This is a genomic window from Geodermatophilus telluris (assembly GCF_900102745.1).
GTDB lineage: Bacteria > Actinomycetota > Actinomycetes > Mycobacteriales > Geodermatophilaceae > Geodermatophilus > Geodermatophilus telluris.
In genome coordinates this window covers 637,983-650,469 of the sequence record NZ_FMZF01000002.1, presented here as the reverse complement: position 1 = coordinate 650,469, position 12,487 = coordinate 637,983, and the positions used below count along the sequence as shown (strand labels likewise).

Below are 12,487 nucleotides of genomic sequence, written 5' to 3'. Positions count from 1 at the left end.
CGAGCCGTGCAGGAGTACCCCGCGTGACCACCCCCACTGAGAACGAGCAGGGCATCTGGCTGACCCAGGAGGCCCACGACCGGCTCAAGGCCGAGCTCGACCAGTTGGTGGCCGGGAGGCCCGCCATGGCCGCCGAGATCAACGCCCGCCGCGAGGAGGGCGACCTCAAGGAGAACGGCGGCTACCACGCGGCCAAGGAGGAGCAGGGCAAGCAGGAGGGCCGGATCCGGCAGCTGACCGACCTCCTCCGCAAGGCGCGGGTGGGCGAGCCGCCGACGACGGCGACCACCGCCGAGCTCGGCACGGTCATCACGATCCGCTTCCAGGGCGACGAGGAGACCGAGAAGTTCCTGCTCGGCTCGCGGGAGATCGCCGGCACGACCGACCTGGCCGTCTACTCCCCGGAGTCGGCGATGGGCTCGGCGATCCTGGGCTCGGAGCCGGGCACCTCGGTCACCTACCAGGCGCCCAACGGCCGCGACATCACCGTCGAGGTCGTCGCCGTCGAGCCGTTCGTCCCCTGACCCGGGCCCTCCCCGTGCGCGTGGCCCGCTCCCGGCGGGCGGAGAACACCGGCTTCGCCTGCGTCCACTGCTCGGCCGCCGTCCCGGCCAACACCGACGGGCACTACCGCAACCACTGCCCGTGGTGCCTGTGGTCGCTGCACGTCGACGACCTGCCCGGCGACCGGGCGAGCGAGTGCCGGGCACCGATGGAGCCGATCGGTCTGGTGGAGAAGTCCGGCAAGGGCTGGCAGGTGGTGCACCGCTGCACGGCGTGCGGCCACCGCCAGCCCAACCGGCTCGTCCGCGACGGCGACGCCCCCGATGACCTCGACCTGGTCCTCTCGCTCCCCTGGCTGTGACACCGCCGTCCTCCGCCCGTGATCATCGGCGGGTGGCTGCGACCGCCGGCGTGTCAGGCAGCCACCCGCCGGTGATCACGGCGAGGTGGGGACCAGGCCGCGGCGGCGGAGCAGCGGGCCGGGGTCGGCGTCGCGGCCGCGGACGGCGCGGAAGGCCTCCAGCGGGTCCACCGAGCCGCCGCGGGAGAGCAGCCGGTCGCGGAAGACGTCGCCGTTCTCCCGCCGCAGCCCGCCGCGCTCCGTGAACCACTCCACGGTGTCGGCGTCGAGGACCTCCGACCAGATGTAGGAGTAGTAGCCCGCCGCGTAGCCACCGGCGAAGACGTGCTGGAAGTATGTCGTCCGGTAGCGCGGCGGCACCAGGTCGACGGCGACGCCGGCCTCCTCCAGCGCCCGCCGCTCGAACTCCGCCGGGTCGCCGACCTCGGTCTCCGGCGTGATCCGGTGCCAGGCCTGGTCGAGCAGGGTGGCCGCGAGGTACTCCAGCGTCGCGAAGCCCTCGCCCCACAACCGGGCGGCGTCGAGCGCCTCGACGACGGCGGCCGGCAGCGGCTCCCCCGTCTCGACGTGCCGCGCGTAGTGGCCGAGCACCTCCGGCCACAGCGCCCACATCTCGTTGACCTGGCTGGGGAACTCGACGAAGTCGCGCGGCACCGCCGTCCCGGAGAAGCGCGGGTAGGTGACCGCGGAGCTCAGCCCGTGCAGGGCGTGGCCGAACTCGTGGAAGAGGGTGTCGACCTCGTCGAGGGTGAGCAGCGTGGGCCGACCCTCGGGCGCGCGGGCCACGTTGAGGTTGTTGACGACGACCGGCCGGGTGCCCAGCAGCCGCGACTGGGTGACGAACGAGCTCATCCACGCCCCGCCGCGCTTGCCCTCGCGGGCGGTGAAGTCGCCGAGGTAGAGGCCGACCCCCTCGCCGTCGGGACCGCTGACCTCCCACACGCGCACGTCGGGGTGGTAGCCGGCGAGGTCAGGGCGCGGGGTGAAGCGGAGGCCGTAGAGCAGCTCGGCGGCGTGGAAGACGCCGTCGACGAGCACCCGGTCGAGCTCGAACCAGGGCCGCAGCGCCGCCCGGTCCACCGCGTACCGCTCGGCGCGCACCCGCTCGCTGTAGAAGGCCCAGTCCCACGCCGCCAGCTCGGTCACACCGTCCCGCGCGGCCACCTCGGCCAGCACCGCGGCCTCCGCGCGGGCGTTGGCCACCGAGGGCCCGACCATCCGGGCGAGCATCGCGTCGACGGCGGCGGTGCTGCCCGCGGTCTGGTCGGCCAGGACCAGGTCGGCGTGGGTGGCGAAGCCCAGCAGCCGGGCGCGCTCGGCCCGCACCCGGGCGATCCCCACGGCCACCGGCCCGTTGTCGTGCTCGCCGGACGACGCCCGCGACACCGAGGCCTCGAACACCCGCCGGCGCAGCTCGCGGTCCCGCAGCTTGGCCAGCACCGGCTGGCCGGTGGGCAGCAGCAGCGGCAGCACGAACCCGTCGAGCCCGCGGTCGGCGGCGGCGCGGGCCGCGGCGGCGACCTCCTCCTCGGCGAGCCCGTCGAGGTCGGCGGCGTCGGTCACCCGGACGGCGGCGGCCTCGGTGGCCAGCTGCAGGTTCTGCCCGAACCGCGTGGACAGCTCCGAGAGCTCGCGGTTGAGCTCCGACAGCCGGGCGCGGCCGGCTGCGTCGAGGCGGGCACCGGCGAGCACCCGGTCGAGGTGGTGGCGCTCGACCAGCCGGACCGCCTCCGGGTCCAGGCCGGAGGAGTGCCGGGCGGCGTGGACGGCGTCGACGCGGGCGAAGAGGTCCGGGTCCAGCCGCAGCGCGTCGGCGTGCGCGGCCTCCAGCGGCGCGAGCTCGCGCTCGATCTCCCGCAGCCGCGGCGAGGACAGCGACGACGACAGGTTGCCGAACACCGCCTCGGCCCGGCGCAGCAGCGCGCCGGAGCGCTCGAGCGCCTCGATGGTGTTGACGAAGGTCGGCGGCTCGGCCGACCCGGTGATCGCCGCGAGCTCGGCGCGCTGCTCGGCCATCCCCGCCAGGACCGCCTCCCGGCAGTGCTCGAGGCTGGTGTCGGCGAACGGCGGCAGCCCGTACGGCAGCGGCGACTCGGCGAGCAGCGGGTTGTCGGCGGACACGGCGGGGGCGGGCTCGGCGCTCATCGAGCGCCAGTCTCCGCCATGGCACCGCGGTCCTCCCGGACCGCACCGCGACCAGGACCCGTCCCCGGCCGCCGTCGAGCCGGACCCGCCGCTCCTCGCGGAGGCCTCCGGCCCCCACTCGTCCCGGCGACGGCGGCTCCGCCGCCGGGACGAGTGGGCTCAGCGGGTCGAGGTGCGCTGGTAGAGGCGGACCGACAGCGGCACGAACACCGCGAGGATGACCGCCGTCCAGATCAGCGTGTAGAGCACCGGGTTCTGCATCGACCACGCGTCGGGCACCGGGTAGCCGGGCGGCACGTTGCCGAACAGCTCCCGGGAGGCGAGGGTGACCGCCGAGACCGGGTTCCACTCGGCGAAGACCCGCAGCGCCGACGGGAAGGTCTCCAGCGGGACGAAGGTGTTGGCCACGAACGTCAGCGGGAAGATCACGATGAAGCTGGCGTTCTGGACCACCTCCGGCGTGCGGACCAGCAGCCCCACCATCGCCATCAGCCACGAGACCGCGTAGGCGAAGACGAGCAGCACGAGGAACCCCGCGACCGCCTCCCCGAACGAGGAGCGGATCCGCCAGCCCACCAGCAGCCCGGTCAGCGCCATCACCGCGATGGAGACGACGTTCAGCCCGGCGTCGGCGACCGTGCGCCCGATGAGCACCGCCGAGCGGGACATCGGCAGCGACCGGAACCGGTCGATGAGCCCCTTCTGCAGGTCGTCGGCGAGGCTCGCGCCGGTGATCGTCGACCCGAAGACGACGGTCTGCGCGAAGATCCCCGGCAGCAGGAACTCCGCGTAGCTGATGCCCGGCGGCAGCCCGCCGATCGCGCCGCCGAAGACGTAGCGGAACAGCACCACGAACATGATCGGCGACAGCGTCGCGAACACGATCAGGTCGGGCACCCGCTTGACCTTGATCAGGTTGCGCTTGGTGATGACGACGCTGTCGGACAGCGTCGCGGACAGCGAGCTCATCGCACACCTCCCGTGGGGACCGGCTCGGCCGGGGTCTCGTCGACGCCGGGGGCCGGCCCGGCCTCCCCCTCCTCGGCGGCGCTCTCCTCCGCGCCGTGGCCGGTGAGCGCCAGGAACACGTCGTCGAGGTCGGGCCGGCGCAGCCCGACGTCGAACACCGCGGCGGTCTGCCCGTCGAGCCGGCGCAGCGCGTCGGCCAGCACCTCGGCGCCGCCGCTGACGGGGATGCTCAGCCGGCGGGCCTGCTCGTCGACGTGCGGCTCGTCGACGGCGAGCGGCCGCAGCCGCTCCACCATCGCCGGCAGCACCGTGGCGTCGGTGACGGTGAACTCCAGCCGCTGGCCGCCCACCTGCGCCTTCAGCTCGTCGGCGGTGCCCCGGGCGATGACCCGGCCGCGGTCGATGACCACCATCCGGTCGGCCAGCCGGTCGGCCTCCTCGAGGTACTGGGTGGTCAGCAGGATCGTCGTCCCGCCGCCGGCGAGGTCGGCGATGAACTCCCACATGCCCAGCCGGCTGCGCGGGTCGAGCCCGGTGGTGGGCTCGTCGAGGAAGAGCACCCGCGGCCGGGCGATCAGCGAGGCGGCGATGTCCAGCCGCCGGCGCATGCCGCCGGAGTAGGTCTTGGCCGGCCGGTCGGCCGCGTCGGTGAGGTCGAAGCGCTCCAGCAGCTCCTCGGCGCGGGCGCGCGACTCGCGCTTGCCGAGCCGGTAGAGCCGGCCCACCATCTCGAGGTTCTCGAAGCCGGTGAGGTACTCGTCGACGGCGGCGTACTGGCCGGTCAGGCCGATCAGCGAGCGCACCCGGTCGGGCTCCCGGAGGACGTCGACGCCGGCCACCTCGGCGCGACCGCCGTCGGGCTGCAGCAGCGTGGTCAGGATGCGGACGACCGTGGTCTTGCCCGCGCCGTTGGGCCCCAGGAGGCCCAGCACGCTGCCCTCCGGGACGGTCAGGTCCACCCCGGCCAGTGCCGTGTTGGACCCGAAGCGCTTCTGCAGTCCCTCGACGAGGATCGCGTCGTTCATGCCCGTGAAACTAGGTGTGAGGGCCGACACTTCCCGACTGCTTTTCGCCAGCGGCGTACGAGGTCCATGCCCTCTCGACCGGTGCGGCGCGCCGAACTCATCGACCGCCCGGGTCAGGCCTCCGCGACGGCGAACCCCGCCTGCTCGAGGCCGGCGACGACGGTGCGCGCGTGGTCGGGGCCGCGGGTCTCCAGGACGACGAACACCTCCACCTGGCCGAGGTCCAGGCGGGTCGCCGTCCGCTCGTGCTCGACCTCCAGGACGTTGGCGCCGGCGCCGGCGAGGACCGCCAGCACGGCCGCCAGCGACCCCGGCCGGTCGGGCACGGCCAGCCGCAGCCGCAGGTAGCGCCCGGCCGCGGCCATGCCGTGCTGGACGACCTTCATCATCAGCACCGGGTCGACGTTGCCGCCGGAGACGACCGCCACCACCGGCGGCACGAACGCCTCCGGGTCGGCCAGCACGGCGGCCACCGCGGCGGCGCCGGCCGGCTCGACGACGAGCTTGGCGCGCTCCAGGCAGAACAGCAGCGCCCGGGAGAGGTCCTCCTCCCCCACCGTGCGCACCTCGTCGACCAGGTCGCGGACGTGCGCGAGGGTGAGGTCGCTGGGCGCGCCCACGGCGATCCCGTCGGCCATCGTCGCCACCCCCTGCAGCGGCACCGGGCGCCCGGCCGCCAGCGACCCGGGGAAGGCGGCGGCCCCGGCGGCCTGGACCGCCACGACGCGCACGTCCGGCCGCTGCGCCCGGACCGCGGCCGCCACCCCCGACACGAGCCCGCCGCCCCCGGTGCAGACGACGACGGTGGCCACGCCGGGGCACTGCTCGAGCACCTCGGTGCCCACCGTCCCCTGCCCGGCGATCACGTCGGGGTGGTCGAAGGGGTGGATGAACACCGCCCCGGTCCGCTCGGCGTGCGCGACGGCCGCGGCCAGCGCCGCGGTCAGGTCGACCCCGACCAGCCGCGCGTCGGCGCCGTAGCCGCGGGTGGCGGCGACCTTGGGCAGCGGCGCGGACTCCGGCATGAAGACGGTGGCCGAGACGCCGAGCATGCGCGCGGCCAGCGCCACCCCCTGCGCGTGGTTGCCGGCGCTGGCGGCCACGACCCCGCGCGCCCGCTCCTCCGCCGTCAGCCGGGACAGCCGGACGTAGGCGCCGCGGAACTTGAACGAGCCGGTGTGCTGCAGGTTCTCGCACTTGAGGTGCACCGGGCCGCCGACCCGGTCGGCCAGGGCCCGCGAGTGCTCGAGGGGGGTGCGCCGGACGACGCCCTCCAGCAGCGCGGCCGCCGCCGCGACGTCGTCCCCGGTCACCAGCTCGGCAGTCACGGGCGGATCCTCGCAGGCCGGGTCCGCGCCGCCCGTTCCCCGACGGTCCCGGTGCGTCGTACCGTGGCTGAGGTGACGGACAGCGCCTCCCCATGGGCCCCAGCGCAGACCCCACCCGCACCCACGACCCTCGGCGAGCTCCGTGCCCGCGGAGCCGCCTTCCGGCCGGTCAAGGCCGAGATCCGCGCCAACCTGCTCGCCCGCCTCGGCGCCGGGGAGCCCACCCTGCCCGGCATCGTCGGCTTCGAGGACACCGTCGTCCCGGAGGTGGAGCGCGCGCTCATCGCCGGCCACGACCTGGTCCTGCTCGGCGAGCGCGGCCAGGGCAAGACCCGCCTCATCCGCACCCTCGTCGGGCTGCTCGACGAGTGGACCCCCGTGCTGGCCGGCAGCGAGCTCAACGAGCACCCGCTGCACCCGATCAGCGTGTGGGCGCACCGCCAGATCGCCGAGCACGGGGAGGACACCCCGGTCGGCTGGCTGCACCGCAGCGAGCGCTTCGGCGAGAAGCTGGCCACCCCAGACACCAGCGTCGGCGACCTCATCGGCGACGTCGACCCGATCAAGGTGGCCGAGGGCCGCACCCTCGGCGACCCCGAGACAGTGCACTACGGGCTGGTCCCGCGCACCAACCGCGGCATCTTCAGCGTCAACGAGCTGCCCGACCTCGCCGAGCGCATCCAGGTCGCGCTGCTCAACGTGCTCGAGGAGCGCGACATCCAGATCCGCGGCTACCGCGTGCGGCTGCCGCTGGACCTGCTGCTGGTCGCCAGCGCCAACCCCGAGGACTACACCAACCGCGGGCGGATCATCACCCCGCTCAAGGACCGCTTCGGCGCCGAGGTGCGCACCCACTACCCGATCGAGCTCGCCGACGAGATCCGGCTGCTCACCCAGGAGGCGCAGACCTCGTGGGTGGTCGGCGGGGACCGGCACGACCCGTTCGACGCGCCCGTCGTCCCCGCGCACCTGGTGGAGATCGTCGCCCGGTTCACCCGGCTGGTCCGCGAGTCCAGCCACGTCGACCAGCGCTCCGGCGTCTCCGCGCGGTTCGCCATCGCGGGCCTGGAGACCGTCGCCGCCTCCGCCGTCCGCCGGGCCGCCGTCGCCGGGGAGACCCGGCCGGTGGCGCGGGTGGTGGACCTGCCCGGCGTCGTCCCGGCCAGCCGCGGCAAGGTCGAGTTCGCCGACGCCGGCTCCGACCCGGACGACGACCGGGAGCTGGAGGTGCTCGAGCACCTGCTGCGGCAGGCCACCGCGCAGACCTTCCGCGCCCGCTGCGGCGGGCTGGACCTGACCGGCCTGCAGGAGCACTTCACCGGCGGGGAGACCGTCGAGTCCGGCGAGCTGGTGCCCGGCGCGGCGCTGCTCGGCCAGCTGGGCACCATCCCGCGGCTGGCCGAGCTGCTCGGCCGCCTCGGGGTGCCCGAGGGCGAGGAGTCGGCCGAGCAGGCCGCCGCGGCGGTGGAGTTCGCCCTCGAGGGGCTCTACCTCACCCGCCGGCTGGCCAAGGACACCGACGGCGCCCGCACGGTGTACGGGGCCTGACGTGGTGAGGAGGCCCGGCAAGGGCTACCGGTACGGCCGTTGGCGGGGCGGCCCCGACCCGCTCGCGCCGCCCTACGACCTGGGCAGCGCCGTCGACGAGATCGGCGACTCGGTGCTCGGCGGCAGCGGCGTGCGCGAGGCGCTGCGCGAGCTGCTGCGCCGCGGCATGGACGGCCGGCGCGGCCTCGACGAGCTGCGGCGCTCGGTGCGCGACCGGCTGCGGCAGGCGCGCACCGCGGGCCGGATGGACGGCACGCTGCAGGAGGTCCGGGAGCTGCTCGACCGGGCGGTGGAGGCCGAGCGCCGGGAGCTGTTCCCCGACCCCGACGACGCCGCCCGGCTGGCCGAGGCCGAGCTCGACGCGCTGCCGCAGGACACCGCGGGCGCCGTCCGCGCGCTCAAGGACTACCCGTTCCGCTCGCCGGAGGCCCAGCAGGCCTACGACCAGATCCAGGACCTGCTGCGGCGGGAGGTGCTCGACAGCTCCTTCGCGAACATGAAGCAGGCGCTGCAGAACGCCACCGAGCAGGACCTGCAGGCGGTCAAGGACATGGTCGCCGACCTCTCGCAGCTGCTCGACGCGCACAACCGCGGCGAGGACACCGACGAGCAGTTCCGCGAGTTCATGGAGAAGCACGGGCAGTTCTTCCCCGACGACCCGCAGTCGGTGGACGAGCTGGTCGACTCCCTCGCCCGCCGGGCCGCCGCGCAGGAGCGGATGATGGCCGGCCTCTCCCCCGAGCAGCGGGCCGAGCTGGCCGACCTGATGGCGCAGACCATGTCCGACCTGGGGCTGGCCAGCGAGATGGCGCACCTGCAGGACGCGCTGCGCCAGGCCCGCCCCGACCTGCCGTGGGGCCAGCACGGCCAGGTGCCCGACGGCGAGCAGTCCCTGGGCCTGGGCGACGCGACCAGCGCCGTGGCCGAGCTCGCCGACCTGGAGGCGCTGTCCAACCAGCTCTCGCAGGGCTACGCCGGCGCCTCGCTGGCCGACGTCGACGAGGAGCTGCTCGAGCAGGCGCTGGGCCGGGAGGCCGTCGACGACCTCGCGGCGCTGCGCCAGATGGAGCGCGAGCTGGAGCGGCAGGGCTACCTCAACCGCTCCGACGGCAAGCTGGAGCTCTCGCCCAAGGCGGTCCGCCGGCTGGGTGCGACCGCGCTGCGGCGCGTGTTCGCCAAGCTCGACGCCACCGGCCGCGGGGAGCACGACGTCGCCGACGCGGGCTCCGCCGGGGAGCTCACCGGCAGCTCGCGGGAGTGGCAGTTCGGCGACGAGCAGCCGCTCGACGTCGTCCGCACGGTCCGCAACGCCGTGCTGCGCACCGCCGGCGAGCCGCACCGGGACGGGGAGCGCCGCGTCCGCATCGCCGTCGAGGATTTCGAGGTCGTCGAGACCGAGCGGCGCACCGGGGCCGCGGTCGCGCTGCTGGTCGACCTGTCCTACTCCATGGCGCTGCGCGGCACCTGGGGCGCGGCCAAGTCGACGGCGATGGCGCTGCACTCGCTGGTGACCACCCGCTTCCCGCAGGACGCCATCCAGATCATCGGGTTCTCCTCGACCGCGCAGGTGCTGCGGCCCGAGACGCTGGCCGAGCTCAGCGTGGACACCCTGCAGGGCACCAACCTGCAGCACGGGCTGATGCTGGCCCGCCGGTTCCTCGGCCAGCACCGCGACGCCGAGCCGGTGGTGCTGGTGGTCACCGACGGCGAGCCGACGGCGCACCTGGAGGACGACGGCACGCCGTACTTCTGCTGGCCGCCGATGCCCGAGACCATCGCCAAGACCGTCGCCGAGGTGGAGCGGGTGGCCCGGTCGGGGGCGACGCTCAACGTGTTCGCGCTGGACCCGGAGCCCGGGCTGGTGCACTTCGTGCACGACATCACCGCCCGCGCCGGCGGCCGGGTGTTCACCCCCGACAGCGAGCGACTGGGCGAGTACGTCGTCGCGGACTACCTGCGCTCCCGGAGGGGCCGCCGGTCCCGGTGAGGCAGAGGAAGCTCTACCTGCGTCCCGGCACCCAGGACGTGGGTAGAGCTTCCTATGCCTCACCGGGGCGGATCGGGTGGGAGCCGCTGGAGCGGATGCCCGGGATGCGGCCGGCGCGGAAGGCGTCGACGAAGAGGCGGTGGTCCTCCTGCGTCTGCCGGGCGTAGGCGTGCGCGAAGTCGACCAGGTCGGCGACGAACTCCTCGCGGCGCCCGCCGACCATCGCCACGATCGCCTCCTCGGTCTGGAAATCCACGAGCTCGTGGTCGCTGTCGGCGTCCCCGACGCAGTGCACCTTCGCCGTCGCCCGGCCGAGCTGGGCGAGCACCGGGGCGATCTCCTCGGGCTCGGTGAGGTCGTCCCACTCGAGGTCGACCTCGTAGGGCGAGAGCTCCTGGACGACGAAGCCGACGCCGCCGATCTCGGTGTGCCCGAGGAACTGCGAGGCGTTGGCCTGCAGCGCCCGCTGGCTGACCGCGGTGCGGTGCCCGTGGTGCTCGAAGGCGCCGCTGACGCGCGGGTCGCGGACCACCCGGCTCGGGGCGGCCACGTTGCCCTGCTTGAGGGAGAGCACGACGTCGTTCTCCAGCGCCTGGTCGTAGCCCTCGAGCAGCACGTTGTAGGCGGGCAGGCCGGCGCTGCCGATGCCGAAGCCGCCGGTGCCGATGACGTCCTTGACGTCGTAGGCGACGTCGCGGCGGCGCACCGGCGGCACCACGGTCCCCCGCCACCGCTCCAGCGCCGCCAGCACCCGCTCCCGCTCGGCGTCGTCGAGCCGGCGGGTGCGGCCGCCGTCGGCGAAGCGCCGCTCGTAGGACTCGACGACGGTCATCCGGTCCAGCAGCGAGCCGCGGGTGCGGGCGGTCGTCTCCAGGATCGCCCGGCGGACCGCGCCCTCGGTGTTCGCCGTGGTCAGCGCGAAGGACCGGTCGTCGTCGGAGCGGGTGAAGGCCTCGACCTGGTCGAGGTAGGCGTGCAGGTAACCGGCCAGCAGCTCGCCGATGACGTCGTCGCCGAGCGCCTTGCGCCAGGCCAGCAGGGCGAAGCTCGCGGCGAAGCGGCGCAGGTCCCAGCTGACGTGCCCGACGTAGGCCTCGTCGAAGTCGTTGACGTCGAAGACGATCCGCCCCGAGCCGTCCATGTAGGTGCCGAAGTTCTCCGCGTGCAGGTCGCCCTGGATCCACACCCGGGCGGTGCGCTCGTCGCACCAGCGGTCGTCGAGGACGTCCATGTCGGCGTAGAAGAGGCAGGCGCTGCCGCGGTAGAAGGCGAACGGGTCGGCGGCCATCTTGCGGAACTTGGTGCGGAAGGCGTCGGCGTCGGCGGCCATCAGGTCGGCGAAGGCGTCGACGAGCACGCCGACGATGAGCTCGCTGCGGTCGCCGGGAGTCCCCTCACCGGCCACCCCTCGGGGGGATTCGGACACGGGGGGCACCGTAGAGGCTGGATAGCCTGCGGGACAGGCGGTGGCACGGCACGACGACGGGGGTGGCGGTGACCCGAGCGGGCACGGCGAGACGGCTGGCGGCCGGCGCCGCCTACGGGGGCGGCGGGGCCGGCCTGGCCGGCGCCGGCCTGCTCGGCCTGCTGCGCCTGCAGGCCCGCGGTGCCCGCCGGCGGGTCGAGGCGCGCACCTCCAAGCAGGACCCGCCCTCAGGCGACGGCGTCTACGGCCGCGGCCGGGGTCGCGCCAAGCCGCTGGTGTTCACCGTCCTGGGCGACTCCAGCGCCGTCGGGCTCGGCGTCGACCGCGCCGCCGACACCCCCGGCGTGCTGCTGGCCGCGGCGCTGGCCGAGCTCGCCGAGCGGCCGGTGCGGCTGGTCCGCGTCGCGGTCTCCGGCGCCGAGTCCTGCGAGCTGGACCCGCAGGTGGAGCGGGCACTGGCCGAGCACCCGGACGTCGCACTCATCATGATCGGCGCCAACGACGTCACCACCCGCACCCGCCCCGCGGTGTCGGTGCGCCACCTCGCCGACGCGGTCCGGCGGCTGCGCGAGGGGGGCGCCGAGGTCGTCGTCGGCACCTGCCCCGACCTGGGCACCGTCCGCCCCATCGGCCAGCCGCTGCGACTGCTGTGCCGCCGGTGGAGCCGGCAGCTCGCCGCGGCGCAGACCATCGCGGTGGTGGAGGCCGGCGGGCGCACCGTCTCGCTGGGGTCGGTGCTGGGCCCGTCGTTCGCGCAGGACCGCACGCTGTTCAGCATCGACGAGTTCCACCCCAGCGCGGCCGGCTACGCGGCGGCGGCCGCGGTGATCCTGCCGGCGCTGGCCGACGCGGTGGGCGTGTGGCCCGCCCGTGCCGAGGGCCGGCGCCGTCGCCGGGGCGCCGTCCGCCCGGTGGCCCGGGCCGCCGCGCGCGCCGCCGGCCGGCCGGGCACGGAGGTGCGCGCCACGGAGGTGCGCGGCTCGCAGACCGGACCGCTGGGCACCTGGGCGCGGCTGCTGCGGCGCCGGCCCACCGAGCTGCCCTCGCCGGAGGAGCTGCGCGCGGCGCACGTCCCGGCCGGGCAGTCGCCGCCCGGTGCGTGAGCCACGCCACACCACCGGGACGGCGCCGGGCGCCACCGCCGTCCCCGCCGCTACCCGGGAGTAGTTTCCGGGGTGACCCGACACCCGGCAC

Annotated in this window: 10 protein-coding genes; 5 read left to right on the top strand and 5 right to left on the bottom strand. The window is 75.1% G+C overall.

Annotated elements, in window-relative coordinates; all coding sequences use genetic code 11:
* Positions 1-23 precede the first annotated feature (23 nt).
* Both greA and BLQ97_RS08310 read left to right on the top strand, forming a co-directional pair.
* Positions 24-524 (top strand): transcription elongation factor GreA, encoded by a 501-nt coding sequence (gene greA, locus BLQ97_RS08315; protein ID WP_091365042.1) that lies wholly within the window; start codon positions 24-26, stop codon positions 522-524.
* A 20-nt stretch (positions 525-544) separates the two neighbouring features.
* Positions 545-865 carry an RNHCP domain-containing protein gene (locus BLQ97_RS08310; RefSeq protein WP_091365780.1) on the top strand — a complete coding sequence of 107 codons (321 nt, stop codon included), beginning with the start codon at positions 545-547 and terminating at the stop codon, positions 863-865.
* Between the two features lie 75 nt (positions 866-940).
* Here BLQ97_RS08310 and BLQ97_RS08305 read toward each other — a convergent pair whose 3' ends face one another.
* From BLQ97_RS08305 to ilvA, 4 genes are all read right to left on the bottom strand, one after another.
* The gene (locus BLQ97_RS08305) at positions 941-3,010 is read right to left on the bottom strand and encodes a M3 family metallopeptidase (protein ID WP_091365040.1); all 2,070 of its coding nucleotides are present in this window, start codon (positions 3,008-3,010) and stop codon (positions 941-943) included.
* Positions 3,011-3,169: 159 nt separating this feature from the next.
* Positions 3,170-3,979 (bottom strand): ABC transporter permease, encoded by an 810-nt coding sequence (locus BLQ97_RS08300; protein WP_091365039.1) that lies wholly within the window; start codon positions 3,977-3,979, stop codon positions 3,170-3,172.
* Entirely contained in the window at positions 3,976-5,004 is a 1,029-nt protein-coding gene (locus tag BLQ97_RS08295; protein ID WP_091365037.1) for an ATP-binding cassette domain-containing protein, read from the bottom strand. Before BLQ97_RS08295 ends, BLQ97_RS08300 begins: the two co-directional genes overlap by 4 nt.
* Positions 5,005-5,117: 113 nt before the next feature.
* The gene (gene ilvA / locus BLQ97_RS08290; RefSeq protein ID WP_091365036.1) at positions 5,118-6,332 is read right to left on the bottom strand and encodes a threonine ammonia-lyase; all 1,215 of its coding nucleotides are present in this window, start codon (positions 6,330-6,332) and stop codon (positions 5,118-5,120) included.
* Between the two features lie 72 nt (positions 6,333-6,404).
* Between ilvA and BLQ97_RS08285 the strand changes: the two genes are divergently transcribed.
* Both BLQ97_RS08285 and BLQ97_RS08280 read left to right on the top strand, forming a co-directional pair.
* Positions 6,405-7,880 (top strand): sigma 54-interacting transcriptional regulator, encoded by a 1,476-nt coding sequence (locus tag BLQ97_RS08285; RefSeq protein ID WP_091365034.1) that lies wholly within the window; start codon positions 6,405-6,407, stop codon positions 7,878-7,880.
* 1 nt (position 7,881) lies between these two features.
* Entirely contained in the window at positions 7,882-9,867 is a 1,986-nt protein-coding gene (locus BLQ97_RS08280) for a VWA domain-containing protein (protein ID WP_091365032.1), read from the top strand.
* Between the two features lie 52 nt (positions 9,868-9,919).
* On the opposite strand, the gene BLQ97_RS08275 is transcribed toward BLQ97_RS08280, so the two are convergent.
* Positions 9,920-11,293 (bottom strand): DUF2252 domain-containing protein, encoded by a 1,374-nt coding sequence (locus tag BLQ97_RS08275; RefSeq protein ID WP_217637096.1) that lies wholly within the window; start codon positions 11,291-11,293, stop codon positions 9,920-9,922.
* A 68-nt stretch (positions 11,294-11,361) separates the two neighbouring features.
* Between BLQ97_RS08275 and BLQ97_RS08270 the strand changes: the two genes are divergently transcribed.
* On the top strand, positions 11,362-12,396 hold the full coding sequence (locus BLQ97_RS08270) for an SGNH/GDSL hydrolase family protein (protein WP_091365778.1): 1,035 nt from the start codon (positions 11,362-11,364) through the stop codon (positions 12,394-12,396).
* Positions 12,397-12,487 lie beyond the last annotated feature (91 nt).